Origin of the sequence: Nocardioides sp., from assembly GCA_037045645.1 — a bacterium.
Classification (GTDB): Bacteria; Actinomycetota; Actinomycetes; order Propionibacteriales; family Nocardioidaceae; genus Nocardioides.
In genome coordinates this window covers 138,869-164,380 of sequence record JBAOIH010000001.1, presented here as the reverse complement: position 1 = coordinate 164,380, position 25,512 = coordinate 138,869, and the positions used below count along the sequence as shown (strand labels likewise).

At 67.5% G+C, this 25,512-nt stretch carries 25 protein-coding genes and 1 pseudogene; 14 read left to right on the top strand and 12 right to left on the bottom strand.

All coding sequences use genetic code 11. The features are described 5' to 3' along the window. Window positions 1-87 precede the first annotated feature (87 nt). Genes V9G04_00860 through V9G04_00845 form a run of 4 tightly spaced genes read left to right on the top strand, consistent with a single transcriptional unit; the run spans window position 88 to window position 2,410 of the window. Complete coding sequence (locus V9G04_00860; GenBank protein ID MEI2711865.1) at window positions 88-981, top strand: hypothetical protein; 894 nt, start codon at window positions 88-90, stop codon at window positions 979-981. Between the two features lie 41 nt (window positions 982-1,022). Continuing rightward, window positions 1,023-1,262, top strand: coding sequence for a type II toxin-antitoxin system prevent-host-death family antitoxin (locus V9G04_00855; protein MEI2711864.1), 240 nt, complete (start codon window positions 1,023-1,025; stop codon window positions 1,260-1,262). Then, window positions 1,259-1,633, top strand: coding sequence for a type II toxin-antitoxin system VapC family toxin (locus tag V9G04_00850; GenBank protein ID MEI2711863.1), 375 nt, complete (start codon window positions 1,259-1,261; stop codon window positions 1,631-1,633). The genes V9G04_00855 and V9G04_00850 overlap by 4 nt, the downstream gene beginning before the upstream one ends. A gap of 21 nt (window positions 1,634-1,654) precedes the next feature. Next, window positions 1,655-2,410: an SDR family oxidoreductase gene (locus V9G04_00845; GenBank protein ID MEI2711862.1), complete on the top strand. Its 756-nt coding sequence runs from the start codon at window positions 1,655-1,657 to the stop codon at window positions 2,408-2,410. On the opposite strand, the gene V9G04_00840 is transcribed toward V9G04_00845, so the two are convergent. Then, on the bottom strand, window positions 2,398-3,438 hold the full coding sequence (locus V9G04_00840; GenBank protein MEI2711861.1) for an LLM class flavin-dependent oxidoreductase: 1,041 nt from the start codon (window positions 3,436-3,438) through the stop codon (window positions 2,398-2,400). The genes V9G04_00845 and V9G04_00840 overlap by 13 nt on opposite strands. A 138-nt stretch (window positions 3,439-3,576) precedes the next feature. Here V9G04_00840 and V9G04_00835 point away from each other — a divergent pair, with 138 nt between their 5' ends. From V9G04_00835 to V9G04_00815, 5 genes are all read left to right on the top strand, one after another. Further along, entirely contained in the window at window positions 3,577-5,214 is a 1,638-nt protein-coding gene (locus V9G04_00835) for an FAD-dependent oxidoreductase (GenBank protein MEI2711860.1), read from the top strand. 47 nt (window positions 5,215-5,261) lie between these two features. Next, window positions 5,262-6,548, top strand: a complete 1,287-nt coding sequence (dctP, locus tag V9G04_00830; protein ID MEI2711859.1) for a TRAP transporter substrate-binding protein DctP — start codon at window positions 5,262-5,264, stop codon at window positions 6,546-6,548. A 71-nt stretch (window positions 6,549-6,619) separates the two neighbouring features. Beyond that, a complete protein-coding gene (locus V9G04_00825) occupies window positions 6,620-7,849 on the top strand; it encodes an MFS transporter (GenBank protein MEI2711858.1) in 1,230 nt (409 codons plus the stop codon). Further along, complete coding sequence (locus tag V9G04_00820; protein ID MEI2711857.1) at window positions 7,833-8,609, top strand: SDR family NAD(P)-dependent oxidoreductase; 777 nt, start codon at window positions 7,833-7,835, stop codon at window positions 8,607-8,609. The genes V9G04_00825 and V9G04_00820 overlap by 17 nt, the downstream gene beginning before the upstream one ends. After that, entirely contained in the window at window positions 8,606-9,070 is a 465-nt protein-coding gene (locus tag V9G04_00815; GenBank protein ID MEI2711856.1) for a VOC family protein, read from the top strand. Before V9G04_00820 ends, V9G04_00815 begins: the two co-directional genes overlap by 4 nt. Before the next feature lies 1 nt (window position 9,071). Here the strand turns inward: V9G04_00815 and V9G04_00810 are convergent, their stop codons facing one another. Continuing rightward, on the bottom strand, window positions 9,072-9,824 hold the full coding sequence (locus tag V9G04_00810; GenBank protein MEI2711855.1) for an enoyl-CoA hydratase-related protein: 753 nt from the start codon (window positions 9,822-9,824) through the stop codon (window positions 9,072-9,074). Between the two features lie 72 nt (window positions 9,825-9,896). Between V9G04_00810 and V9G04_00805 the strand changes: the two genes are divergently transcribed. The 5 genes from V9G04_00805 to V9G04_00785 are packed head-to-tail and all read left to right on the top strand — an operon-like array spanning window position 9,897 to window position 14,370. After that, window positions 9,897-10,901 (top strand): enoyl-CoA hydratase/isomerase family protein, encoded by a 1,005-nt coding sequence (locus V9G04_00805; protein MEI2711854.1) that lies wholly within the window; start codon window positions 9,897-9,899, stop codon window positions 10,899-10,901. Beyond that, window positions 10,888-12,126 (top strand): CoA transferase, encoded by a 1,239-nt coding sequence (locus tag V9G04_00800; protein ID MEI2711853.1) that lies wholly within the window; start codon window positions 10,888-10,890, stop codon window positions 12,124-12,126. The genes V9G04_00805 and V9G04_00800 overlap by 14 nt, the downstream gene beginning before the upstream one ends. Beyond that, window positions 12,123-13,505 (top strand): amidohydrolase family protein, encoded by a 1,383-nt coding sequence (locus V9G04_00795; GenBank protein MEI2711852.1) that lies wholly within the window; start codon window positions 12,123-12,125, stop codon window positions 13,503-13,505. Before V9G04_00800 ends, V9G04_00795 begins: the two co-directional genes overlap by 4 nt. Before the next feature lie 60 nt (window positions 13,506-13,565). Continuing rightward, window positions 13,566-13,979 carry a universal stress protein gene (locus V9G04_00790; GenBank protein ID MEI2711851.1) on the top strand — a complete coding sequence of 138 codons (414 nt, stop codon included), beginning with the start codon at window positions 13,566-13,568 and terminating at the stop codon, window positions 13,977-13,979. Window positions 13,980-13,992: 13 nt separating this feature from the next. Beyond that, window positions 13,993-14,370 carry a nuclear transport factor 2 family protein gene (locus V9G04_00785; GenBank protein ID MEI2711850.1) on the top strand — a complete coding sequence of 126 codons (378 nt, stop codon included), beginning with the start codon at window positions 13,993-13,995 and terminating at the stop codon, window positions 14,368-14,370. Window positions 14,371-14,374: 4 nt separating this feature from the next. Here V9G04_00785 and V9G04_00780 read toward each other — a convergent pair whose 3' ends face one another. The 10 genes and pseudogenes from V9G04_00780 to V9G04_00735 form a co-directional block, all read right to left on the bottom strand. Then, window positions 14,375-14,839, bottom strand: coding sequence for a MaoC family dehydratase (locus V9G04_00780; protein ID MEI2711849.1), 465 nt, complete (start codon window positions 14,837-14,839; stop codon window positions 14,375-14,377). Further along, window positions 14,836-15,732: an SDR family NAD(P)-dependent oxidoreductase gene (locus V9G04_00775; protein ID MEI2711848.1), complete on the bottom strand. Its 897-nt coding sequence runs from the start codon at window positions 15,730-15,732 to the stop codon at window positions 14,836-14,838. Before V9G04_00775 ends, V9G04_00780 begins: the two co-directional genes overlap by 4 nt. Before the next feature lie 12 nt (window positions 15,733-15,744). After that, entirely contained in the window at window positions 15,745-17,235 is a 1,491-nt protein-coding gene (locus tag V9G04_00770) for an AMP-binding protein (protein MEI2711847.1), read from the bottom strand. A gap of 30 nt (window positions 17,236-17,265) precedes the next feature. Further along, window positions 17,266-17,556 carry a hypothetical protein gene (locus V9G04_00765; GenBank protein ID MEI2711846.1) on the bottom strand — a complete coding sequence of 97 codons (291 nt, stop codon included), beginning with the start codon at window positions 17,554-17,556 and terminating at the stop codon, window positions 17,266-17,268. A gap of 28 nt (window positions 17,557-17,584) precedes the next feature. After that, entirely contained in the window at window positions 17,585-18,661 is a 1,077-nt protein-coding gene (locus V9G04_00760; GenBank protein ID MEI2711845.1) for a phosphotransferase family protein, read from the bottom strand. A gap of 72 nt (window positions 18,662-18,733) precedes the next feature. Further along, window positions 18,734-19,927, bottom strand: a complete 1,194-nt coding sequence (locus tag V9G04_00755) for an alpha-hydroxy acid oxidase (GenBank protein MEI2711844.1) — start codon at window positions 19,925-19,927, stop codon at window positions 18,734-18,736. Between the two features lie 13 nt (window positions 19,928-19,940). After that, on the bottom strand, window positions 19,941-21,563 hold the full coding sequence (locus V9G04_00750; GenBank protein MEI2711843.1) for a thiamine pyrophosphate-binding protein: 1,623 nt from the start codon (window positions 21,561-21,563) through the stop codon (window positions 19,941-19,943). A 55-nt stretch (window positions 21,564-21,618) separates the two neighbouring features. Then, a complete protein-coding gene (locus V9G04_00745) occupies window positions 21,619-22,434 on the bottom strand; it encodes an FCD domain-containing protein (protein ID MEI2711842.1) in 816 nt (271 codons plus the stop codon). A 58-nt stretch (window positions 22,435-22,492) separates the two neighbouring features. Next, window positions 22,493-23,573, bottom strand: a pseudogene (locus V9G04_00740) (2-oxoacid:ferredoxin oxidoreductase subunit beta). Continuing rightward, on the bottom strand, window positions 23,570-25,498 hold the full coding sequence (locus V9G04_00735) for a 2-oxoacid:acceptor oxidoreductase subunit alpha (GenBank protein MEI2711841.1): 1,929 nt from the start codon (window positions 25,496-25,498) through the stop codon (window positions 23,570-23,572). Before V9G04_00735 ends, V9G04_00740 begins: the two are co-directional and overlap by 4 nt. Between the last annotated feature and the right edge of the window lie 14 nt (window positions 25,499-25,512).

Below are 25,512 nucleotides of genomic sequence, written 5' to 3'. Positions count from 1 at the left end.
CACGTTCGGGACGCCCGGTTCACGCGGCGATCTGTCCTGCTGTGGATGACGGCTGCACCCCGGCAGCCTGTGTGTTTGCCTCCACCCATGACGAACTCGGACGCATCTCGATTGCCGGGCCTCAGTGCAGGCGACACCCGCTGGCTGTTGCAGGAGGCTGAGCAGGTCCTCCGCGATCACGGCCATGAGCCCGTCCTCAACGCAGATCTGGCTTTCGATCTGCCGGATGGGCGCTTCCTCGGTCTGGGCAATCTGGCGCTGACCGTGCGTCGACTGCCCAGGCGCAAGTGGAAGCAGTGCGTACGGCAGCAGCTCACCACGCTGCTCGCGATCGACCTGAGCGCTCCCGTGACGCGCGACCAGATCTTCGCCAAGTTGTGGCCCGAGGCAGCTGCCCAAGAGTTCGCGGAATACGAACCACTCATGCCGTTGCCTGGCGTTGCCGCGCTGCTGGTCGGCAACGGTGAGGGCTGCACTTTCGAGTTCGGCAAACTGGATCAGGTTGGGGATCGCGAGGAGGCGTACGCCACCGCCCTGGACAACCTCGCAGCCCTGCCCTTGCCGCAACGGACCAGCCGCCGGATCGACCCTCACATCCGGGACTCGTGGATGGAGGTGCTGGAGGCCCGGGATCCGTTCAGTGCGGCGCGCGTGCTCGTGTTGCCACATCTCATCCGCAGGGTGCTCGACCGCGACTTCCCCGAGAGCGGGGTGCTGGTGGCAGTGCCCAACAAATTCGAGTTGTGGGTGCACGTGCCGGTCGATGAGTCGGTCCTGCAGACAGCCCTCACGATGGCGTGGCACTCCTACAGCGAGTGGGGGCAGAGTCCGTACGCCATCTCGCCGAACATCTTCCACGTCTCCCCCGACATGCGCGCCCGAGTCCTGGTGGCTCCGGACCAGGAGGGCGTCGACCTCCACCAGCAGGCGATGGTGGACCTGCTGGAAAGGCTGCCGGGCGCGCATCCGGAGGCCGTGTGAACCTTGGCCAACCTTGGCCAAGAGCGGCTACCATGAGCCATATGCCGATCTTCAACATCGGAGCCGCAAAAGACCGTCTCTCGGAACTCATCTCGGCCGTCGAGGCAGGCGAAGACGTGACCATCGCGCGCAATGGTGTTCCAGTCGTGCGATTGGTGCCGGTCACCTCTCCTGGGGCGGGCGAACGTTTCCTTGCTGCTTTCGGTGCGCTGCCGACGATTCACATGCGAGCGGACTTCGAGTTCACCGAGGACGAGATTGACGAGATGTACTCGTCATGAGGATCCTGCTCGATACTCACGTGCTGCTGTGGACGTTGGCTGGCAGTCGTCGGCTCAGTCCGGAGTCGGTCGCTGCTATCCGCGAAGCCGACGACCTCTTCGTCTCGAGCGTCTCGTTCGCCGAGATCGGCGTGAAGGCCGCCGTCGGCAAACTGGAAATGCCAGACGAGCTGAGGGAAACCGTGGCCGCGACGGGCGTACGAACTCTCGCATTGGTTCCCGCCCACGGGCTCGCGGTCGCACGGTTGCCTGTTCTCCACCGAGACCCGTTTGACCGTCTCCTCGTGGCGCAGGCCCGCACGGAGGGACTGACGATCGTGACCGGCGATGACCAGATCGCGCAATATGACGTCGCGACGGTGCGCGCATAGTCGGCACGACAGGATGGCCTGGTGGATCAGATAACCTCAGCACCCATCGCCTGTATAACCGGAGCCAGCGGCGGCATCGGGCGTGCGGTGTGTAGACAGTTGGCGGCCGATGGCTATGAGCTGGTGCTCTTGACCCGGCGAGCGTACGACCCCTCGAAATTCACCGATCTGGGCGACTCCGTGCGTCGCCTTGTCGCGGTGGACCTCGCGGACGCCGGGGCCGTGAGTGCTGCGATCGACTCGGCTGTATCAGCCGTTGGCGACATCGACGTGGCCGTACACGCTGCCGGGCCGCACGTGCCGATGGTCCACCTGTCGCGTGTGTCCCCCGAGCAGTTCTCCGAGCAGATCGACGCGGACGTCAAAGCGTTCTTCAACCTGATGACCGCGGTCCTGCCGTCGCTGCGGCGTACGCGTGGCTCGATGACGGTCGTGACCACCGCCGCGACCGCTCGCTATCCCGTCCGCGACGGTCTCTCGGCGGCTCCCAAGGCCGCGGTCGAGGCGCTAGTGCGCGGCTTCGCGGCCGAGGAGGGTCGCTTCGGCGTACGCGTGAACGCCGTCGGTCCCGGCATGCTCACCGACGGGATGGCCGAGCGGCTGATCGCGTCCGGTGACCTCGACGAGCGGGCTTTGGAGGTGACTCGCCGCAACATCCCACTGCGTACGTTCGGCACCGCGCGCGACATCGCGGAGGCGGTGGCGTTCCTCGCCTCACCGAGGGCCGGTTTCATCACCGGGCAGAAGCTCGACGTGGATGGTGGTTATGGGGTGTGAAGTCCAAGGGCAAGGAAGTCGAGCAGCGGATCGAAAGAGTCGAGTTGGGCTGCCGCGGAGTCACGATCACTGCTGCTCGCCGCATATCGCATGCCAGCCGCGTTGACGAGCACCAACTCGTCCGCCACCACGCGGTAGTCACTGATGCGGTCCGCGCACTCCTCGGGTGTGCCTGCGATCGTGAGTGAATCGATCACCTCGTCGGCGATCGCCAGGCGAGCGCGCGGCGGATCGCCTGCAGCCACGGCGTCGAGGATCCCGTCCGCCACCGCGTCGTACCCCTGCTGTCGCAGCAGCGACTCATAGTGCGGATGCGGCTTGCCCGCGAAGAGATTCAACACGGCCTCCCGGGCCGCTTCTCGCGCAACATCGCGGTCCTCGTCCACCGCGATGAACATCGAGGTCACGACCCTGAACTCGCGCGGGGAGTTGGTCTTGCATCGTCGCGCGATCCCACCCACGAAATCGACTGACTGCAAACTGCCGAGCGCGATGCCGTCGGCCAGTTCCGCCGCCAGCTCGACCATCCGCGGAGAGGTCGCCGCGAGCACGATCGGGATCCGGCTTCGCACGGGATTGACCTGTGAGTGCCACCCGTCGACCGAGTGCCTCTCACCTGGCACGTCCACCCGTTCCCCCAATCGCGCCGACGTCACCGACCTCAGCACCGAGAGATAGTCGCGCATCTTCTGCAACGGGCGGACGACCGGGACGCCCTGGTAGGACTCGTTGGTCACGCGGTTGCCACTGCCCACCCCTAGGGTGAGCCGACCACCGGAGAACTCGTCGAGATCGACGGCTGCCAGACCGGCCACCCACGGTGTCCGTGCGTGCGCGTTCAGCACGTAGGCACCGATCCGTACGCGCCTGGTCGCCGCGGCCATGGCGGTGGGAGCCACGAAGCCTGAGCGCCAGGCCTCCGGGACATAGATGCCGTACGCACCGGCCGCTTCGGCCCGTACGGCCAGATCGACCAGATCACGGATCTGCGTGCCAGAGCCGCCGGCGACCATCAACGAGACATCCATGACCGAGTGTGAGCACACCGGTCAGCCGAAAGTCAATCCTCATGAGAATTATCCAAATTGGATCCGCGAAACCCTTGACGATCCAATTCCTCATGATGAATCATGTCGAGGGCATCCTCCTCTCGAACGGAGCATCCCATGGTCTCTGCGAAGCATTTGGAGCCAGTCGACGTCGCCGTCCTCGGCACCGGAGCGGCCGGGTTCACCGCAGCGCTGACCGCAGCGCACGAGGGCGCGAGCGTCGCACTGTTCGAACGCGGGGACCAGGTCGGAGGCACGACCGCCTGGTCAGGGGGTCACGTCTGGGTGCCCTGCAACCCGCACCAGAGCGCGATCGGCGTGGAGGACTCCCCCGAGGAGGCTCTGGCCTACATCATGTCGCTCTCGCGCGGACTGCTCGAGGAACCCCTCATCCGCTCCTACCTCGACAACGGTCCGAGCGCGATCGAGTACCTGGACCGCCACGCCGGCACGGAGTTCTATGCCGTCAAGGACTTCCCGGACTACCACCCCGAGCACCCCGGCGGGAAGCCGGGCGGCGGACGGACGATCGAGTGCCCGCTCTTCTCCTTCCGCGAACTCGGGGAGTGGGCGGACAAGGTCACCCGCAGCCCCTATTACCCCAACCAGCACCTGACGATGAGCGAGACACCGCTCGGCGCGGTCAACCCCGAACCACCCTCGGAGGAAGAGCTCCAGCGCCGCATCGACGGCGACATCCGTGGGGCCGGGCAGGCGCTGGCGGGTCGGCTACTTCATGCCTGCCTCCGGGCGGGTGTCGAGCCTCAGACGGGTTTCCGAGGACGTGAGCTGATCCTCGAGGACGGCGCCGTGGTCGGCGTCCGTCTCGACACCCCTGACGGCGAGGTCGTGCAACCCGTACGCAAGGGCGTGATCTTGGCAAGCGGTGGGTTCGAGTGGAACGAGGAATACAAGCGCGCGTTCCTTCGCGGACCACTGACCCACCCGGTGAGCGTGAAGACCAACACCGGCGACGGCCTCTACATGTCGATGAAGGCCGGCGCGATGTTGTCCAACATGCGCGAGGCGTGGTGGATCCCCGCGGCTGACCTGCCCGAGGGAGTGAACGCGATGAACAGGGCGATGATCAACGCCGATCGCACCCGTCCGCGTTCGATCATGGTCAACAAGTCAGGGCGACGCTTCACCAACGAGGCCGCCAACTACAACGCCTTCGGAGGCGCCTTCCACGTCGAGGACGTGAGCGCCTTCGAGTACGCCAACCTGCCGAGCTGGCTGGTCTTCGACCAGGAGTACCTGCGCACCTACGGCACCGTCGGCCCGCACCCGGCCGGCGAGGAGCCACCGTTCTGGCTGAAGGGCTATGCGAGCCTGCGCGAACTCGCCGAGGACGTCGGCATCGACGCCGACAACCTCGAGGCGACGGTCTCCCAGTGGAATCAGTACGTCGAGCAGGGCGCTGACCCCGACTATTCGCGTGGCAACAGCGCACATGATCGCTGGTGGGGCGACCCCCGGTTCAAGCGCGATGTTCGCGGCACTCTCGGGCCTTTGGAAGAGGCGCCCTACTACGCGATTCGAGTCGAGAGCGGCGGCCTCGGCACCAAGGGGGGACCGCGTGTCGACACCGAAGGTCGGGTGCTCGACCTCGACGGCGACGTCATCCCCGGCCTGTATGCCGCCGGCAATGTCATGGGTTCCCCGTTCGGCGCTACGTACGGAGGGCCCGGCGGGACGCTCGGGCCCGCGATCGTCTTCGGCTGGCTCGCCGCGCGCGATGCCGCCAGCCGCTGACGCCAACACCACCTCGCGAAGGCCGTGGCCTGAGCACCCACTAGAAGATGGAGACCGAAGTGACCACGAACCCCAAGCGCCTCTTGGGCGCGGCCACCGCGCTCGGCCTGACGCTGGCGATCAGCGCCTGTGCCGAGGAGGGCGGCGGCAAGGACGACAGCGCCACCGGCGACGGCGTCGCGTACGGCGCCCCCCTCGAGGACTGGAAGGCGGCCTTCGCCGACGTCGATCCGATCACGGTCAACGCGCAGAGCTCGGCGCCCGAAGGCTCGCCGGTCGGCAAGATGTACGAGGACTACTTCAAAGAGGTCGAGGAGTGGTCTGACGGCAAGATCACGTTCGAGATCGCCTTCTCCAACGCGGTCGCCGAGACCCTCGAGGTCGATGACGCTCTTCGCGACGGTCGCCTCGACATGGGCAACGTGCTCTATGTCTACGAAGCCGACCAGTACCCCTTCAACGCTGCGCTCGGCGACGCCTCCTTCATCGGCGACCAGGCTCCGGCGATCAACCCGCTGCAGTTGCACGGCGCGATGAACCAGATCGCCCTGGAGAGCGACCAGTTCGCCAGTGAGTTGGAGGAGCAGGGCCTCGTCCCGATCCTGCCGTGGTTCAGCGGTGACGCGAACGGCATCGAGTGCAGCGAGGCGCGTTCGAGCATGGCGGACTTCAAGGGCGTGCAGACGGTCGCGGCCGGTCGGGTGAACTCACTCGAACTCAAGGCGCTGTCGGCCGCTCCGGTCTCGATGCCGTACACCGAACTCTTCGAGGCACTCCAGCGCGGCACCGTGGACTGCTCGCTCAACAGCATGCGCGTGGCCTCCTTGATGGGCCTGATCGACATCTCCCCCAACTTCACCATCGACGAGACGGTCGGATTGTCCAAGACCCCCGGCGGCTGGCTGGTGTCGAAGAACTTCTGGGACGAGCTTCCGTTGGTCGCCCAGCAGTTGCTCTTCGACAAGTCGCGCACGATCCTCGACGTCAACATCACCGGGTCCACCCAGTTCCAGGTCGACGGCTTGGCCGCGATCCAGGAAGCGGGCGGCACGGTCTCACCCTTCTCCAACGACGCGCGTGAGGCTCTCGAGGGCGCACACGCGGAGGCACTGGACGCGATGGCGGCCGACAGCAAGATCGAGGACGGTGCGGCACTGGTGTCCGAACTCGAATCGAAGACCGACGAGTGGGCCAGCAAGGTGCGTGACCTCGGCTTCGACGGTGAGGTCGGCTTCGCCGACTTCTCGGCCTGGCACGAGGAGAACGGGTTCGACCTGACGGAGTACCTGGACACGCTCTACGACGACGTCGTGTCCAAGCACCGCCCCTCCTGATCAGATTCGACACCGGCCGGGCCGCCCCCTGCGGTCCGGCCGGTGTCGTTCCACACCTCGACGAGGACACGATGAGTCGGACCAGCCTCTGGAGCCCCACCTTCGTGGGCTCTGCGTTGGTGATGTTCGGACTCTCGTGCAACTTCTTCGTCCTCGTGCCGGTCACGGTGCTCCTTGTCGCGCATCGTTATGACGCTTCGGTCGCATGGGGCGGCGCTGCGGCGGGCGCGCTGTTGGTCGGTGCGGTGATCGCGCGGCCACTGGCAGGCCCCGCCCTGCACGGCCGGTCGCTGGGTGCCGCCGGCGTGGGCTCGTCGGCCGTCATCGTGGCCTCCAGTGCCGCCCTCCTCCTGCCGGTGCCGATCGAGGTCTTCATCGCGTTGCGCGTGCTGACCGGGATCGCGTTCGCTATCGGCTCGACCGCCGCCCTCACGGCCGCGGTGCAGGCCGTACACACGTCACGGCGAGGAGAGGCGACCGGGTACTTCGGACTCAGCAACTCGCTGGCAGGCGCCGTCGGACCGGCTACGGGACTGGCAATGGCTCACAACCTGGGGTACGACGCGGCGATCTGGGCGGTGGTCGCGTTTGGCCTGGTGAGCCTCGCTGCCGCGACCTTCATCGAGAAGCCTGCGGAGACGACCGGACCGTCGACTGGACCGGGCACGGGGTGGTTGCGCTTCTTCGAGCCACGCGTGCTGCCCCTGTGCGCCCTCGTGATCTTGATCGGCATCCCCTATTCGGGACTGTTCAGCTTCATCGATCCCTACGTCAACGAGCAAGGAGTCGCCGGCGGCGCCACCACGTTCTATTTGGCGTACTCCCTGATGTTCGTCGTGGTGCGGCCCTTCAGCGGCCGGGCCATGGACCGCGGCTCCGCGACCAGGGTCCTGCTGCCCTCCCTCACCGCGATCGCGAGCGGAGTGCTGGTGTTGAGCTTCGCCGGGTCTCATCTGGTCATGGCGTTCGCCGGCCTTCTGTGCGGCACCGGGATCGGCATGGCCATGGCCGCCACCACCGTCGTCGCCGTCCAGTTGGCCCCCGATCAGCGCCTGCCGCAGTCTGTGTCGACGTTCTATCTCTTCTTGGATCTCTCCGTCGCGGCCGGCCCGGTGCTGCTCGGCCTGCTGCTGCCCTCCCTCGGGTACGAGTGGCTCTTCCGCAGCCTCGCCCTCACCAGCGCCTGCGCCGTCGTACTGCTGCTCGCACTCCAGCGGCGTGCCCTGCTGGGCGGCGCCGCTCCCGATTCAGATCAGAGCCTCTCACCACGACAGGAGAACGCACGTGAACGCCAGCCCTGACCAGCAACCAAGAGTCGCCCTCGTGACCGGCGCAGGAGCCGGCCTGGGCGCCGAGGTCGCCCGGCTCTTCGCCGAGAGTGGTCACACGGTGATCGTGTCCGACCTCGATCCGGACAGCGGACAGGCGCTCACCCAGGAGTTGCGCGACTCCGGCGCGCGGGCCCATTTCGTACGCTGCGACGTCGCCGACGAAGCGCAGATCGCCGCGCTCGTCACCGAGACGGTTCGTCAAGCCGGACGCCTGGACTTCGCGGTGAACAACGCCGGCATCGCGCCGGACAGGCAGCCACTCCTGGACCTCGACGTCGCCGCGTTCGACCGGGTGATCGCGGTGAATCTGCGCTCCATCGCGCTTTGCATGAAGCACCAAGCGCGCCAGTTCGTCGCACAGGGCGAACTGGCGGGCAGCATCGTAAATATCGGCTCGACGAGTTCCGTGCGTCCGCAACCGAATCAGGCTGGCTACGTCGCCGCCAAGCACGGCGTGTTGGGACTCACCAAGGCCGGTGCTATCGAGCTGGCCCAGCACGGCATCCGGGTCAATGCCGTGTTGCCCGGGGGCATGGACACTCCGATGATCCGCCAGGCGAGAGCCGGTCGCGATCTCTCCGCCGACGCGGGCGAGAGTCGGCTGAGCCTGTTCGGTCGACTGGCTCACCCACGCGAGGTAGCAGAGGCGGTCGTGTGGCTGAGCTCGGACAAGGCTTCGTACATCACGGGAGCCAGTCTGGCTGCCGACTCCGGGTACCTCGCGCGATGACCACCGCGGCAGGCACCGTGGTCGGCATCTGGCACGCGGGCTTGACGGTGACGAGCCTCGAAGATTCGCTGCGCTTCTATCGCGACGGACTGGGGTTGCACGTGCAGCTGATTCGAGAGGTCGACGTTGCGGCGGGAGAGGCGCTCTGGGGCACCGCGCGACCACGGGCGCGAGTCGCCTTCCTCGACGTTCCGGGCAGTGACACCCAACTGGAACTGTTCGAGTTCGATCCCGTTGTCACCGGCGATGAGCCGCTGGAGCCGTGGCAGGTCCGACATTCTCATGTGTGTTTCTATGTCACGGATCTGGAGTCCCTGTGCAAGCGTTTGTCCAGCCTGGGCTATCGATTTCGCTCCGCACGGCCGGTAGCACTGGCGAAGGGATCCCTCGAAGGGGCCCTGGCCATCTACGCGATAGATCCTGACGGCGTTTCCGTGGAGCTATACGAACGCCCCTCCTGATTCACCGCGAAAGGAACTTCGCAATCAGGGCCTTGGCCTCCGCACCGTTGACGAGGTTGGAGATCGTGCGAGCCTCCTCGATGCCCATCTCCTCCCGTTCCATCTGCCAACCGGCGCGCAGCAGACGTCGCGCATGCCCCAGCGCCGTGGCCGGCCCACCGGCCCACTGCTGAGCGATGCCGCGCGCCACGTCGGCTGCACCCTCGGCGACCTGCGTGACCAAGCCGGACGCCTGCGCCCCTTGCGCTGTGAGCACCTCGCCGGTCAGCGCGAACGCAAGGGCACGCTGCTGGCCCATCGCGCGCGGCAGCAGGTAGGACGCACCCGCATCGGGGCTGAGCCCGATGCCCGGATAGGCGAAGACGAACTTCGTGCCGGGATCGGCCACCACCACATCGGCAGAGAGCATCAGCGGCAGTCCCGCCCCGGCGACGGCACCATGCACGGCGGCGACGACGGGCTTGGCCAGCCCCTCCAGCGCGCGCACGGCTCGGTCCACTGCGAGCGCAAGATGCCGAAGCTCGGTTTCGACGTCGTCGCCTGCCAAGAAACTCGCCACGTCTCCCCCCGCGCAAAAACGTGGCCCCGACCCGGTCAGCAGGACTGCGCGGACCTGGTCCTCACCAGCGGCCCACTCGACCGCCTCGAAGAGGGCAGTCGCCAGCGCCATGTCGAAGGCGTTGGCTGCTTCTGGCCGGTTCAGTTCGAGATGAGCGATACCGTCGGCAACGGTAGAGAGCACGGGGTCGGTCATGCGGTCGTCCTCCTGAGGGCGGAACCCCCAGCGTACGACATTTGATCATGATAATTTCGCGAGGAGGTGGAGATGAGGCGCGTCGATCTCGCGGACCTCTCCGACTTCGGGTCCGACGATGCGGCTCTCCTGATCCGACTCGACGGCCTGTCACCCGACCTGGCGCGACGAGCCGCCGTACGACTGCCTGCCTCCGGCGCGGGGTCTACTCGACCTGTGCTGATCGGGTGGTCCCAACAGCCACTCCCCCAGTGGTCCGAGCCGCTGCTGAAACGCCTCGACTTCACCCTGGCTCCCGACGGACCCGGACGATGCTGGCTGAACGCCGGCGACGATTTCGTAGAGCACGTCAACAGGACGGTGGCGCATGCCCCGTTGGCAAGCAGGCTGTTCGCCCGCCTGCTGCGCGTCGGGGAGCGACTCGACGTCGAGTCGGCCCTCGAGATGGAATCGTTGGCGTACTCGGCACTCCTGGCCTCCGACGAGTTCGAGCAATGGCGAATCGCAACCCCAGCGCGGGCCGTGCCCGCGTCACCTGAGCCGGTGCTGATGGCGCGCGACGGCGCGGTGCTCGAGGTCAGGTTAAACCGGCCCGAGCGGCACAACGCGTTCGGTCGCCAGGTGCGCGACGCTCTGCTGGAGGCCCTCGCCCTCGCGGCACTCGACCACTCTCTGGAGAGGGTGGAACTCACCGGCACCGGACCTTCCTTCTGCAGCGGCGGCGACCTCGACGAGTTCGGGACGGCGGGCTCGCCGGTGGCTGCGCACCTGGTCCGGATGGAGCAGAGCGCCGGCCTGGCGATCCACCGGATGGCCGAGCGCGTCCGCCCGACCTTGCATGGTGCGTGCATCGGCGCGGGCATCGAGATCCCGTCCTTCGCCACACACGTGCGCGCTCGCGCAAACGCGTGGTTCCAACTGCCCGAAGTCTCGATGGGTCTGATCCCCGGCGCGGGCGGCACGGTCTCCATCCCGCGCCGGATCGGGCGATGGCGTACGGCCGCCATGGCGATGTCGGGACGTCCGATCGACCTGGACACTGCACTGGAGTGGGGACTCGTCGATGAGTGCCTCTGACGCCGCGCTCGCAAGTTGGGCGGCCTCGGGGGCGATGTGGCTGACCGGACGCCCCGACGGTCCACCGATGACCTCCCCCGGCGCTCCGGCAACCCGGATTGCCACGGATCTCTCGGCACTTGCCGACGCGACTACCCGGCGTACGGGATCGACGCCACGGCTCCCGGACTGTCGCCTGCTCGGGGAACGCGCCGCCATCGCGGGACTTACTCGTCAGGGGCCATGGTCGTGCGGGGGCAGTTTTCGTGCCCTGCCCACCGTGGACAGCTGGTTGGGCATCTCGTTGGCAAGGCCAAGTGATCTCGACCTCGTGCCCGCCCTCCTCGAGGTGGACGAGATCGGCGACCCTTGGGCCGAGTTGGCCGAGTGGGCGAAGGGTCGCACCACCGACGAGGCGGCGGCCCGCGTGGCGCTGCTCGGTCTCCCCGGTCGCGGCGTACGCACAACCCCACCGAAGCTCGACCGCGGCGCTGTCGTGCACACACCAGGCGGCGTACGGGCGCGCGTACGAGAGCGTCCGCTCGTCCTTGACTTCACGTCTTTGTGGGCGGGGCCGCTGTGCGCCCACCTCCTGGGGTTGGGTGGCGCGGAGGTGATCAAGGTCGAGAGCGTGAGCCGGCTCGACGGTGCGCGTCGCGGCCCGAAAGCGTTCTTCGATCTGTTGCACCACGGGCACCGGTCGGTCACGGTGGACTTCGCCGACCCCGCCCAGCGTGCTGCGCTGCTCGAACTCGCGCGCACGGCAGATGTCATCTTGGAGGCGTCACGACCCCGTGCGCTTGCCGCACTCGGCCTGCCGGCGACCGACCTCGTCGCGGACGGTCTGATCTGGGTCTCCATCACCGCACAGGGCAGGGACGTCGACGCGGTCGGATTCGGCGACGACGTGGCCGCCGGCGCAGGCCTCGTCGCACTCGACCACGAGGAGGTGCTGCCGTGCGGGGATGCCTTGGCTGACCCACTCGCAGGCGTGGCAGCCGCGAGGGCGACAGCGCAGGCCCTGCTGGAAGACCACGGCGCGCTCCTCGACGTCTCGATGCACGCCGTGAGCACCGAAGCAGGTGCCGGGGGCCCCATCGGAGCCGAGGTCGAGGCTGCAGGACCGACTAGCTGGCGCGTGCGATCAGCCGGCCCCTGGCACGAGGTCGCGGTTCCGTCAGCCCGCACTCCAGCGGGGATCGCCGCGGCTCCGGGCGCCCACAACGGCGAGGTCTTCCGACGATGACCGACAGCCTGCTCCTGCGTGACGTGGAGGTGGAGGGGCGTCGCACGCACGTGCTCGTCTCACGAGGGCGCGTCGTCGAGCTCGGGACAGACCCGCGATCACATCGCGGCGACGTGATCGAGGGGCACGGGGGCGCTCTCCTCCCCGGCCTGCACGATCACCACCTCCACCTCAACGCGATGGCCGCCGAGCGACGTTCCCTCAACCTCGCAACGGACGCGATCACGTCGCCCACGCAGTTGGGCGATGCCTTGCGCAACGCTGCCGGAGACGGCTGGATCCGAGCGGTGGGGTATCACGAGTCACTGGCCGGCCCGCTCGACCGAGACCGGTTGGACGAGTGGATCTCGGATCGACCGGTCCGGGTGCAGCACCGCAGCGGAGCGCTGTGGATGCTGAACTCGCGCGCGGTGCGGGAGGTGTCGTCCGCGCTGGACGACAGTCCCGACGTGGAACGCTGGGCGGACGGGCGACCGACCGGACGGCTCTGGCGATATGACCAGCGGCTGCTCAGCGCGCTCCCGGACGAATCCGACGAGCAGCGTTCAGCCCTGCGCGCTGTGGCAGCCCGGCTGCGCTCGAGGGGGATCACCGGAGTCACCGATGCGACTCCCGACCTCGACGATGCCGCGCTCGACATGCTGACAGCCGTCCATCCGTTGCGCGTCCACGTGCTCGGAATCGCCCCCGAGTCGCAGTTGCCGCCGGGCTTCAGCCGGGGTCCGCGCAAGATCCTCCTGCGCGATCACGACCTTCCGACCTACGCCGATCTCGTGGCGCTCCTGGACCCCATGGGCCATGGCGTCGAGCGCCGTCCGGTCGCGGTGCACTGCGTGACACGCGAGTCGTTGATTCTCACCGTCGCTGCATTGCGTGAGATCGGCAGCGTTCGCGGTGATCGCATCGAGCACGGCGCGATCACGCCCCCGGAACTCGACGAAGAACTCGCCGCACTGGGCCTGTGCGTGGTCACCCAATCCGATTTCATCCGCACCCGAGGCGATCTCTATCTGCGTGAGGTGTCACCCGATGACCAGCCGTATCTGTATCGCTGGGCAGGCCTGGCGCGCGCGGGTGTGCGGGTGGCCGGGTCTAGCGACGCCCCCTACGGCGACGTGGATCCGTGGCAGGTCATCAGGTCCGCCGGAGCCAGGAGAACGCGAACGGGCGTCGTGATCAGCGGCGACGAGGGAGTCGACGCCGAGACGGCCCTGACGTCCTACCTCAGCACTCCCGAGGATCCCGGGGGGACTGCGCGTCGGGTGCGGCCGGGCGCGGTCGCGGATCTCTGCCTGCTCACCCGACCCCTCGTCGACGTGCTGCGCGACCCTCGCGCGGACTGGGTGCGGCTCACCCTTGTGGACGGCAAGGTGGACTAACGGCCTATTCCTCATGATAATAGGGGGCAGGGACTCCCCCTCTCAACTGCAGGAGTGATCATGGCCAACCTGATCGTCGTCGGCACCGACGGCACGGAGACCGCAAATCTCGCTGTCCAGCGCGCGGCTGACCTTGCCCGAGACACGGGCGCTCAGCTGCATGTGATCAGTGCGTACGCCGCGGAAGCTCCGGTGTCGCTCGCAGAGGGTGGGCGTCTTCGCGAATCCGACGTCGCGATCGAACTCGCCGAGCAGTCCGCGGCCTTGGTCCGGGGAACCGTCCCCGGGCTCACTACTGCGGCCGTGCAGGGCACACCCGCCGATGGCCTGGTCAAGGAGGCCGAACGCCTCGACGCCAGCATGATCGTGGTGGGCAACAAACGGGTCCAGGGCTTCGCTCGCGTGCTCGGCAGCGTGGCGGCCGGAGTGGCACACCACGCACCGTGCGACGTCCTGATCGTGCGCACCCACTGAGTCGAGGAGAAGCATGAGCACGCTGACCCGCGACGAGATCGAGCGACTCGAACGCGAGCGCTGGATCGCCCTGATGGGCGCGGACCTGACGACACTCGCCTCGTTGTATGCCGACGATCTGGTCTATACCCACTCCAACGGCGTGCGCGACACCAAGGAATCCTTCCTGGAACTGCTGCGCAGCGGCACCTTGCGCTATGTCGGTCTGGAGCCGAGCGCGACTACGATCAACATCCACGGCGAGCTCGCGGTCGTCACCGGAGATGTCGCGATCGAGGCGCTGACGCGAGCGGGCACCTATGAGTCGACCGTGGGCTACACGGCCGTGTGGGCCCGGATCGGCGACGACGTCATGCATGTCGCCTGGCATTCGTCACCGAAGGCCGGTTGACCGGTCAGGGCACCATCACGCGTACGGTCTCGGCTACACACGCGGGCTTGGTCTGACCCTCGATCTCGATCGTGTAGCGGATGATCGCCTGCACCCCGGCCGGAATGTCCTCGACACTGAGCAAGGTGGCCACGGCACGAATCCGCGAACCGGCAGTGACGGGTTGTGGGAAGCGCACTTTGTTGACCCCGTAATTGACGGCCATCGAGGGCCCGTCGACTCGGAAGATCCTTCCGCCCAGCACCGGCACCATCGCGAGGGTGAGGTAGCCATGCGCAATGGTCGCGCCGTACGGACCCTTCGCGGCGCGCTCCGCGTCGACATGGATCCACTGCCAGTCCTCGGTCACGTCCGCGAAGGCCGAGATGCGCTCTTGATCGATGGTGACCCACTCGCCGGTGCCGAGGTCCTCACCAACCGCAGCCCGAAGCTCGTCGAGGGAATCGAAGACACGTACTGCCTCGGTCACGATCGCGGCACCCCCGTGATCGTGGTGTTGGGTCGCGCGTCGGCCACCAGACGCGGAAGCACGGTGCTCAACTCGTCGACCTCCCACCTTCCGTCGTCCTTCGTCGCGGTCGGCCCCTTGACCCACGTCTCGGCCACGCTGACCTCGCCCCCCTTGATCGTGAAGACCCGGCCGGTGATGCCCTCGCTCACGGGCGACCCGAGCCAGACGACGAGTGGGGCGATGTTGTCGGGCGAACCCACGTCGAACCCGCTGCGCTCGCTGTCGGCGCGGACCTTGTCGACATAGGCGTCGAGGCCTGCGGTCATGTCGGTCAAGGCGGTGGGAGCTATCGCGTTGACGCCCACGCCAAGCCGGGCGAGCTCGTCGGCGACGATCACGGTGAACCCTGCGATCCCTGCCTTGGCCGCTCCATAGTTCGATTGGCCGATGTTGCCGAAGAGCCCAGACGGCGAGGAGGTATTCACGATCCTCGGGGCGTCCGTCGGGGTTCCGGCCTTGTCCTGGGCGCGCCAGTAGGCAGCCGCGTGGTGGCTGACGCAGAACGTCCCGCGCAGGTGGACCTTGATCACCGGGTCCCATTGCTCGGGGCCCATGCCCACCATCATCTTGTCGCGCAGGATTCCGGCGTTGTTGACCACCGTATGCAGGTCCCCGAACCGCTCGACCGTGGTCGCGACCAGGCGTGCGGCGCCGTCCCACTCGGAGATGTCGTCGGTGTTGGCCAGCGCGCGACCACCCAGTGCCTCGATCTCGGCCACGACCCCGTCGGGGGAGGCGACGTCGTTCACCACGACAGCTGCTCCCTGTCTGGCGAACTCGAGCGCGTGTGCCCGGCCGATGCCCGCAGCTGCTCCCGTGACGATGACGACACGGTCGTCGGCGATCCCCATCGATGTCTCTCCTCAGTCTTCGGCTGCCTGAAGGTCGGCGATCCGCGCCGCCTTGAGTTCGCGTCGCAGCAACTTGCCGGTCTCGTTGTACGGCAGGTCGCGGCGGCGGTGGATGTGGGTGGGCACCCGCGTCGAGCGCAAGCCCGTACGGACCCACTCACGCAAGGCCTCGTCGTCGCATTCGACCCCATCCACCGAGACCACGAAAGCTTCCACCCGTTCGCCCCACTCGGTGTCCGGGATGCCGACCACGGCAACCTCGGCCACGGCCGGATGCTCTTGGAGTCGGTCTTCGATCTCGGCCGGCGCGATGTTCTCTCCCCCACGCACGATCACGTCGTCGGCGCGACCGTGCAGGAAGAGGAAGCCCTCGGCATCCAGGTGTCCGTGGTCACGGGTGGGATACCAACCGCTCGCGTCGATCGCACTGTGCGAGAGGTACTCCCCCGACACCTGATCGCCCCGGACCCAGATCTCCCCGGGTCGGCCGGCGCCGACGACGTCGCCGGACTCGTCTCGGATCTGGATCTCGACCGTCGGCAGCGCCTTGCCCACGGACCCAAGGCGCGCCCGCACATGCGGGTCGTGGCTGGCTGCCGCATCGCGATGGTCGTCCGGGCTGAGCAAGGTGATGGTGGAGCTGGTCTCCGTCAGCCCATAGGCATTGACCAGGTCGAGCCCGGGCAGCAGTGTCATGGCCCGTTCGATCACCTGCACGGGCATCCGACCACCGCCGTACGACAGGTGGCGAAGTCTCGGTAGCCCCTGACCGTCAGCCTCGACGACGTCGAGGATCCGGTTGAGCATGGTCGGCACCACCATCGCCTGCGTGACGCCCTCTCGTCGCGCGATAGCCACCCACTCGTACGGATCGAAGGTCGCCATCAGCACCATCCGACGGCCGGCGTAGACCGACGTCAGCATCGAGCTCACCGCCGCGATGTGATACGGCGGCACGGAGACCAGGATCGACTCGTCGGGCTCCGCGTTGAGGAAGTCGACGGTGGTCACGACATAGGGGACAAGGTGGCGATTACGCAGCACTGCTGCCTTGGGCGTGCCGCTGGTCCCGCTGGTGAAGAGCAGGACCGCTGCGAACTCCCCATCGGTATCCGCCGCGACCTCCAGCGGCGATCCGTCTGGGGACCCCAGGAGACTCACGCCGTCGAGGTCGGCGACCCGTGAGCGCGAACGTTCATCGGCCACGACAGCGACCGGAGCGATCCGTTGCAGCGCCTCGGCCAACTGGGCGTCGGTCCAGCGGTAGTTGACCGGGACGTACGACACCCCGGCGGCGGCGCAGCCGAAGAACAGTGCGACCGCGTCTGCTGAGTTCTCGCCCAGGTACACGACTGCGGACACGTCGTGTTCGCCGATCTTCGTGGCGTACTCGCGCGCGCGCCGATCCAGCTCCGCGGCCGTCCATGTCAGGTCGCCGCTGGTGATCGCGGCCCGGTCCCCGTCAGCCTGGGCGACCATGTCGAGCAGCATCGTGACGTTCATCGAGTCCCTGCCTGTGAGTGTGTGGGGACGTCAGTCGGACGAGGGCAGCTGCTTGGCCGCCAGGAGTTCCAAGGGCGTGCCGTCGACGCTCAGGGAACCGGCCCCTGGCTTGACGCACAGCACCTGCAATCCGGAGTCCTCGTGCACATAGCGCTTGCCCAGCTGGGTGCCCGCGTCGAGTCCGGCCGACGGTGAGCCCGAGGAGGCTTCGCGAGCGCTCACCATCGGGGCTCCGCCGCATTCGAGGACGACGTCTGCGCCCTTGATCACCATGACCTCGGTGTCACACACGGCGCTGAGGGCTCGGGTGCCTGTCTTCATGTCGTTGCTCCTGTCAGGTCGTTTCGAATCACGGGGTGCCGCCGAGCAGTGCCAGCGCGCGACGCGCCAGCGGGGCGACCATCAGGCCGCGTTGGGCCATGCGCGGATCGCTGCCCTGGCCACGGACGTGGCGGGCATAGAGCTGTTGCAAGATCACCACGGTGCGCCAGCAGCCGAACGCCTCGTACCACTCGATGCGACTCAGGTCCAGGGCACTGATCTCGGCATACCGCTGCACGACCTCGCGTCGAGTGGGCAGCGCGAGGTTGCGCGTCGCCGAGGCCGCGATGAAAGCGCGTACGTCATCGTCGGCAAGGCTGCTGTCGGGCCAGTAGTTGAGCAACGTGCCGAAGTCAGCGAGGGTGTCACCAGTCGTCGCCATGTCCCAGTCGAAGACCGAGTAGACGCGGTCGGGATCGCCCGGGCGGAACTGGCAATTGTCGATCTTGTAGTCGTTGTGGACGATCCCGGCCGTCTGGCTCTCCGGTCGGGTGCGCGCCAGCCGGGCGGCGACCTCGTCCACAAGAGCGCGGGTCTGGGTCGCGTCGGGGAGGTCCGAGAACTCTGCGGCGGCGTGCCAACGCTTCGTCCAGCCGGCCACCTGACGCTCGAGGAAACCTTCGGGACGGCCCAGGTCGGCCAGGTCGCAGGAGGCCGGATCGACGGCATGCAGATCCGCCAACGCCTCGACCACAGCGAAACCGACTCGATGGCTGGCATCGGCGTCAGCACTGACCTGTTCGGGGACGCGATCCCACACCACGAGCCCCTCGCGGTATTCGGAGACGAAGAACTCGGCGCCGATCACCTCGGCGTCCTCGCAATGCACCAGGGCCAGCGGCGCGCGGTCGTAGGCACGAGGCAGCCGGTGCAGCACGCGGAACTCACGCGCCATGTCGTGGCTTCCTGCGGCCAACGTTCCGAACGGAGGGCGCCGGACCACCAGGTGGCGCTCACCGAAGGTGACTCGATAGGTCAGGTTGGCCGAGCCTCGCGGGAACTGCAGGACGGAGAAGTCTCCCTCGAAGCTCCGGGAGGGCCTCGCGCAGGTACGCCTCCAAGGACACCCAGTCCAGGTCCTCACCCGTGCGTACGGGGGCGACATCCGAGTTGGACCCGGTCGCTCCACCCATGACGCCCTCCTGCTCTGTGCCGTAATGCAGCTCAGGTTAATTCCTCATGAGGAATAGTGCAAGCCTTCGGAGCGAAGGAGATCGTGGGGGCTCAACCGAGAAACGGAGTCGACGCCGATGAGATGCAGCGTCCTCCTCAACTCGGATTCCAGAACGTCCAGCACACCGGTGACACCGGACTCCCCCGCGACCGTGAGCCCGTAGACCCAGGGTCGGCCGATCAGGACCGCTCGAGCACCCAGTGCCAGCGCCATCGCCACGTCGGACCCGGTCCGCACTCCTCCGTCGACCAGCACCTCGGCACGCTCCCCCACCATCTCGGCGACTGCCGGAAGGGCCGACACGGTGCCAGGGGCCGGGCTCAGCTGTCGCCCGCCGTGATTGGACACGACGACACCGTCCGCTCCGGCCTGCACAGCCCGGCGGGCGTCCTCGGGGTCGAGGATGCCCTTCACGAAGAGCGGGCCATCCCACCTGCTGCGCACCCAACGCAGGTCATCCCAATCCAGGCCCGGTCGCATGCTGACCGCGAACCGCTGGGCGGTGGCATCGAACCGACCGCGCTGACCCGGCGGTGCCAGATTGGCCATCGTGATGCGTCGGTGCCGCGCCAGCCCCGCCAACCAACGCGGATGCGCAGCCGCGTCCACGGCACCCAGCAGCGAGACCCGAGGCTCTACGCCCATCCCGAGGCGCCGCTCACCGAGACGATTGCCCACGACAGGCACATCGACTGTCACGAACAGAGATCCGAAACCCGCACGACCGGCCCGCTCGATCAAGCTCCCGGTCAGCGCCCGATCGCCCCACGGATAGAGCTGGAACCAATGCGCCTCGCGGCTCTGCGCGGCCACTTCCTCGAGTGCGTGCGCCGAGCCGGTGCTCAACACGTGGCGAGTCCCAGCTCGTTCGGCCGACCTTGCGGCGGCCACGTCGCCGGTCCCGTGGAACGCCGACACCAGCCCGACCGGCGCCAGCACGACCGGGAGGGCGAGTTCGACGCCGGCTACCCGACACGAGAGGTCGACACTGTCGACCCCGGCAAGCACCCGCTGCCGCCAGGACCACTGGCCGTACGCCTGTCTGTTGGCACGCAGGGTGCGCTCGTCGTCGGCCCCGTTCTCCAAGAACGCCCACACCGCGCGCGGCAGTCGGCGTCGGGCCCGAGTCCGGAAGTCCTCGACCGTCAGCGGTCTCGGAGCCGAGCGAACAACGAAGGTGAAGGCTCCGACCTTCATCACGCCCTCCGGCTCAGTGGCCGGCCAGGGTGACCTTGTCCGGGTCGATCTTGATGTCGATGAGGACGGGACGATCGCGCTTTGGCAACTCGGCGAGTGCCGCGTCGAGATCCTCCAGCGTGCGCACGGTGTAGCCCTTGCCGCCCAGAGCGTCCGCGACGGGCCCGAAGTCGGGCCAGTCGAAGGTCGAGGCGGCGGGGTCCATGTCCTTGTTGCGGAACTGGATGTGCTCGGCGCCGTACGCCATGTCGTTGAACAAGATCACCACGAGATCGAGGCCGTGGCGCACGGCGGTGTTGAACTCCGCCAGTCCGCCGAGCATGAAGCCACCGTCGCCGGTGACCAACAGCGTCGGCTTCTGCGAGCCGACCGCGGCCCCGAGCGCGTTGCCCATGCCCAGACCGATGGAGCCGAAGTTCACGGTGTGCACGTAGTTGCGCGGGTGCTCCACGTGGAACAGTTTGAAGGCGTTGAAGATCCAGCGGCCACCGTCGAACACCAGGGCACGGTCTCGCGGGAACTCCTCCTCGATCCGCAGCATCGCGCTGCGCAGGTCGACATGACCATCGGCGCTGAGGTCGGTGAAGTCGTCGTCGCGACGGCTCGCCAACTTGTCGGCCAGCTCCGGCGAAGCGAAGCCGGTGGGCTTGACCTCCGCCTCATCGAGAAGTTCGACGAACGCCTCGGCCACCGCGCCGGCGTCACCCAGGACCACGGCGTGCACGCTCTGGTGGCGGTGCAATGCCGCCGGATCGACGTCGACCTGCACGACCCGCTTGCCCTCCAGCACCGAACCCTCGGCGGTGGTCCAGCGGTTCAGGCCCGCGCCGAAGGCGATGACGGTGTCGGCCGACCCGATCACGTCAAGCCCCTCTTCGTGCGACAGGGTCCCGGCGATCCCGATGTGATGCGGTTCGCCGCGGAACAGATCGCGAGCGCGCAGCGTCGTGGCCAGCGGCGCGCCGATGCGGTGCGCGAGCCTGATCAGGGCCTCGCGAGCCTCCTGGCTCGTCGCACCCTGCCCGGCCAGCACGAGCGGGCGGTTGGCGGACGCGATCAGGCCCACTGCCTCCTCGACGGCAGCCGCATCGGGCGCGACCGCCTGGCGAGACGGGTGACGAGGACCCGAGGGAGCGGCATACGTCGCCTCCTGCCACTGGAAGTCAGCTGGGACGTTCAAGACGATCGGACGGCGCTCGACCAGCGCCCGTCGTACGGCCACCGCGACGTCCTCACACACTGTCTGCGGGGAGCGGACCTGCTCGAACCCAGCACCGGTCGGCACCACCACGTCGCGCTGCGAGATGTTCTGGAAGTTGTCCTTGTCCTCCACGGAGGTGTCACCGGCGATCACCAGCATCGGCGTGTGGTCGCGCACGCTCTCCACCAGGGGCGTGACGATGTTGGTCAGCGCCGGACCGTGGGTGACGGTGGCGACTCCGAGTTCGCCGGTCGTACGAGCGAAGCCGTTGGCCGCCAACACGCCCCCCGCCTCGTGCGACACCGAATAGAAGCTGCCGCCGAACTTTCGCTGGAAACTGTCGATCATGTAGAGGTTCGCGTCGCCCAAGACCCCGAAGATGTGCCGGATTCCGTGGTCGGCGAAGGCCTTGGCGATGGCTTCGTTGAAGAGCATGCTGTGTGATCCTGACGTGGTCGGCAGCCGTCCCCTGATGGGACGACCTAGAGGGTCATAGCCACTCGACCGAGCCCTCGAGAAGGGCGCCGAGCGTGGCCTTGTTGATGTTGGCGACCTTGCTCAGGTGGTCCTCCATGAGCGTGGCCGCGGCTTCGCTGTCGCCGTCGTGGATGGCTTGGGCGAGTTTGAGGTGGTCTTCGACCAGGGCGGCGTGGTGATTGCGCACGTCGCCGACGGTGGCCAGGTGGTGCGCCACCAGTTGGCCGTAAGCGCGGAAGGTCAGGTGGAACACCTTGTTGCCAGACAGCGCCGCCACAGTGCCGTGGAAGCCCTCGTGGCCCGACATATAGACCTCGAGGTCGTGATGGTCATCCTCGTCCGCCTGCCCCTCGAGATAGGGGGCCATCGCGGCCTCGCGCGCCTCGGCGTTCGGGTTGGCTGCGGCCATCCGCGCCAGAGTGGACTCTGCGAAGACCCAGGCCTCCATCAGTTCGTCGTAGGTAGCACCGGCAAGATGGAAATAGAGCGCCTGCATCCGGCCGAGATTGGCCGAGTCGACGGTGCCCACGACCGGACCACCACCGGGACCGCGGCGGATCGAGATCATCCCGCCCACCTCGAGGAGCCGCAGCGCCTCACGAAGCGATTCCCGGCTCACGGAGTACTGCTTGAGCATCTCGGACTCCGACGGAAGGCTGTCTCCCGGCTGGAGGCCTTGCGATCTGATCGTGCGTACGACCTCGCGTGCCACCACCTCTGCGGCCTTCAGCGGACGCAACACCGAGCCACCGGCGGCGATCGGGATCGGCGGTGCGGTCGGTTTGCCTTTCTTGGCCGAACTCTTCTTCGGGGCGGTCTTCTTGGTCATTGGTCCTCCTGACCACCGAGACGGTGTCGGCTCGGCATGGGGCGTCGTCGTTCCACCCTCACACTGTCCATGTGTCCGTCCCGTTCATCAGTCGCTGTGTCGCCGCAATTCCTTCCGAGGGAACCAGGCGTCGGACCCGACACCTGGGCGCGCACCAGATCGTCGTAGGCCGGGCGCTGCGTCGCTCGCAGCACGCCACTCACGACGTGGTCGAGGTCTTGCGAGGAGAGTCGGGCCAACGCGTAGGCGTACTCCGGGTCATCGGTGAGCGCGTCGTGCACCACGATGTCGGCCTCGGACACGTCTGCGGTCGAGGCGACCTTGAGTCGGGATCCGACCCGCACCACACAGCGTTCGCCGTCGGCACCGAAGACGATCGGTGCCCCATGGCGCAGCGCGATCAGCCGCTGTTCGGCGCCCTCGCGACGCAGCAGGTCGAACGAGCCGTCGTTGAAGATAGGACAATCCTGATAGATCTCCACCAGTGCGGCGCCCCGATGGGTCGCCGCCTGCTGCAGCACGTCCGCCAACCCGGCCCGATCACTGTCGAGCGCCCGAGCCACGAAGGTGGCCTCGGCCCCAAGCGCCAATGCCAACGGGTTGAAGGGTTGATCGACCGAGCCCTGTGGTGTCGACTTGGTGATCTTGCCTGTCTCCGAGGTCGGGGAGTACTGGCCCTTGGTCAGGCCATAGATCCGGTTGTTGAAGAGCAGGATCGTGAGGTTGACGTTGCGGCGCAGCGCGTGGATCAGGTGATTGCCTCCGATGGACAAGGCGTCACCGTCACCAGTGATGACCCAGACGGAGAGATCGGGCCGCGTCACCGCGAGTCCGGTCGCAACGGCCGGCGCACGACCATGGATCGAGTGGATCCCATAGGTATCGACGTAGTAGGGGAAGCGTGACGAGCACCCGATGCCGGAGACGAACATCATGTTCTCGCGCTTGATGCCGAGCGTGGGCAAGACGTTCTTGACCGTGGCCAGGATCGCGTAGTCACCACAACCAGGGCACCAGCGCACCTCCTGATCGGTCGCGAACTCCTTGGCGGTCAACGGCGCGTCCGCAGCAGGCACCAATGCTGTCGCGCTCAGTCCGAGATCCTGTCCGATCAGGGATTGAGTCGTGGAAGTCGTCATGCCATTTCCTCCTGCAGCACCCGGGGACGGGCAATGATCTGAGCGCGCGCGGCTGCTGCCTTGCCACCCTCATGGACTCCGAGCGTGCCTTCACGTGCCTGGTTGAAGGCGTGGGCCAACTCGACCGAGGTGAACGACTCTCCGCGCACCTTGGTGATCGGCGTGACGTCCACCAGATAGGTGGCTCGCAGCATCTGGGCGAGCTGGCCGAGATTCATCTCCGGTGCCACCACGCGGTGGTAACTGCCCAGCAGGTGTCCGAGGTTGGCCGGGAACGGGTTGAGATGGCGAAGGTGCAGGTGCGCCACGTGCACGCCGGTCTCGCGCAGCAAGCGGCACGCCTCCCCGATCGGTCCGGCCGAACTTCCCCAGCCGACCACGAGCAGGTCGGCGACACCGGACGGATCGTCCACCACCGCATCCGGGACCTCGATGCCGGCGATGCGCTCGTGGCGCAGCCGCACCATCAGGTCGTGGTTGGCCGCGTCATAGGAGATCGCGCCCGAGCCGTTGGCCTTCTCCAGGCCGCCGAGCCGATGGGTCGCACCCGGGGTGCCGGGCAGGGTCATCGCGCGCGCCAGCGTGTGCGGGTCGCGTGCGTACGGCTGATACTTCGTGCGCACAGACACCTCGGTGACGTAATCGGGCTCGATCGGGTCCAGGTCGGCGAGTGCCGGAATCCGCCATGGCTCGACGCCGTTGCCGATGGCGCCGTCGGACAACAAGATCACCGGAGTGCGATAGGTGATGGCGATTCGTGCTGCCTCGAGCGCAGAGTCGAACGCGTCAGCGGGCGAACTCGCGGCGATCACCGGCACTGGCGACTCGCCGTTGCGGCCATAGACCGCCTGCAGGAGATCCGACTGCTCGGTGCGGGTGGGCAGCCCGGTCGAGGGGCCGCCGCGCTGGACATCGACCAGCACGAGTGGGATCTCGACCATGACGGCAAGCCCGAGCGCCTCCGACTTCAGCGACAGGCCGGGGCCCGACGTCGAGGTCACCGCCAAGGCACCCCCGAGGGAGGCTCCTATCGCTGCACTGATCGCCGCGATCTCGTCCTCGACCTGCATGGTCGTCACGCCGAGGTCCGCGAGTTTGCTCAACTCGTGCAGGATGTCGGAGGCCGGGGTGATCGGATAACTCCCCAGCACAAGAGGCAGGCCGGAAAGTTGGCTGGCTGCGACCAGGCCTTGGGCGAGCGCGCGGTTGCCGGAGATCTGTCGATAGGTGCCAGGAGCCAGCCGGGCCCGCGCGACCTGATATCTGGTGGCGAAGGCTTCGGTGGTCTCGCCGTAGTTCCAGCCCGCCCGGAATGCCAGCAGATTGGCCTCGGCCACCTGCGGCGCCTTCGCGAACTTGGCGCGGATGGACTGCTCGGTCTCGTCGGTGGGTCGCGCGAACATCCAGCACACCAGGCCGAGGGCGAACATGTTCTTGGCCCGCTCCCCGTCCTTCTTGCTGACGCCGGCTGACTCGACGGCCCCCAGGGTCAACTTCGCCATGGCGACCGTGTGCAGGGTCCAGTCGGCCAACGCGTCCCCTTCGAGGGGGTTGTGGTCGTACCCGACCTTGGCCAGATTCCTGGGCGTGAACTCGTCGGTGTTCACGATCAGCGTCCCGCCGGGGCGCAGGTCGCCGAGGTTGGCCTTCAACGCCGCCGGGTTCATCGCGACCAGGACGTCGGGGTGGTCACCTGGAGTCAGGATGTCGTGGTCGGCGATCTGGATCTGGAAGGACGAGACGCCGGGCAGCGTGCCTCGCGGTGCACGGATCTCGGCCGGGAAGTCCGGCATGGTGGCCAGGTCGTTGCCGAGTACGGCTGCCTGGCTGGTGAAGCGCTCGCCCGTGAGTTGCATGCCGTCGCCGGAGTCGCCCGCGAAGCGGATCACGACTCGGCGAAGAGCCTCGGGACTGTCTTTGCTCACGTGCGTTCTCTCTC

Bases quoted from the DNA above. Each gene is read 5' to 3' on its own strand.
- V9G04_00860 (MEI2711865.1), top strand. From the start codon at position 88: ATGACGAACTCGGACGCATCTCGATTGCCGGGCCTCAGTGCAGGCGAC.
- V9G04_00855 (MEI2711864.1), top strand. From the start codon at position 1,023: ATGCCGATCTTCAACATCGGAGCCGCAAAAGACCGTCTCTCGGAACTC.
- V9G04_00850 (MEI2711863.1), top strand. From the start codon at position 1,259: ATGAGGATCCTGCTCGATACTCACGTGCTGCTGTGGACGTTGGCTGGC.
- V9G04_00840 (MEI2711861.1), bottom strand. From the start codon at position 3,438: ATGGATGTCTCGTTGATGGTCGCCGGCGGCTCTGGCACGCAGATCCGT.
- V9G04_00835 (MEI2711860.1), top strand. From the start codon at position 3,577: ATGGTCTCTGCGAAGCATTTGGAGCCAGTCGACGTCGCCGTCCTCGGC.
- dctP (MEI2711859.1), top strand. From the start codon at position 5,262: ATGGAGACCGAAGTGACCACGAACCCCAAGCGCCTCTTGGGCGCGGCC.
- V9G04_00825 (MEI2711858.1), top strand. From the start codon at position 6,620: ATGAGTCGGACCAGCCTCTGGAGCCCCACCTTCGTGGGCTCTGCGTTG.
- V9G04_00815 (MEI2711856.1), top strand. From the start codon at position 8,606: ATGACCACCGCGGCAGGCACCGTGGTCGGCATCTGGCACGCGGGCTTG.
- V9G04_00810 (MEI2711855.1), bottom strand. From the start codon at position 9,824: ATGACCGACCCCGTGCTCTCTACCGTTGCCGACGGTATCGCTCATCTC.
- V9G04_00805 (MEI2711854.1), top strand. From the start codon at position 9,897: ATGAGGCGCGTCGATCTCGCGGACCTCTCCGACTTCGGGTCCGACGAT.
- V9G04_00800 (MEI2711853.1), top strand. From the start codon at position 10,888: ATGAGTGCCTCTGACGCCGCGCTCGCAAGTTGGGCGGCCTCGGGGGCG.
- V9G04_00795 (MEI2711852.1), top strand. From the start codon at position 12,123: ATGACCGACAGCCTGCTCCTGCGTGACGTGGAGGTGGAGGGGCGTCGC.
- V9G04_00790 (MEI2711851.1), top strand. From the start codon at position 13,566: ATGGCCAACCTGATCGTCGTCGGCACCGACGGCACGGAGACCGCAAAT.
- V9G04_00785 (MEI2711850.1), top strand. From the start codon at position 13,993: ATGAGCACGCTGACCCGCGACGAGATCGAGCGACTCGAACGCGAGCGC.
- V9G04_00775 (MEI2711848.1), bottom strand. From the start codon at position 15,732: ATGGGGATCGCCGACGACCGTGTCGTCATCGTCACGGGAGCAGCTGCG.
- V9G04_00770 (MEI2711847.1), bottom strand. From the start codon at position 17,235: ATGAACGTCACGATGCTGCTCGACATGGTCGCCCAGGCTGACGGGGAC.
- V9G04_00765 (MEI2711846.1), bottom strand. From the start codon at position 17,556: ATGAAGACAGGCACCCGAGCCCTCAGCGCCGTGTGTGACACCGAGGTC.
- V9G04_00760 (MEI2711845.1), bottom strand. From the start codon at position 18,661: ATGTCGCCCCCGTACGCACGGGTGAGGACCTGGACTGGGTGTCCTTGG.
- V9G04_00755 (MEI2711844.1), bottom strand. From the start codon at position 19,927: ATGAAGGTCGGAGCCTTCACCTTCGTTGTTCGCTCGGCTCCGAGACCG.
- V9G04_00750 (MEI2711843.1), bottom strand. From the start codon at position 21,563: ATGCTCTTCAACGAAGCCATCGCCAAGGCCTTCGCCGACCACGGAATC.
- V9G04_00745 (MEI2711842.1), bottom strand. From the start codon at position 22,434: ATGACCAAGAAGACCGCCCCGAAGAAGAGTTCGGCCAAGAAAGGCAAA.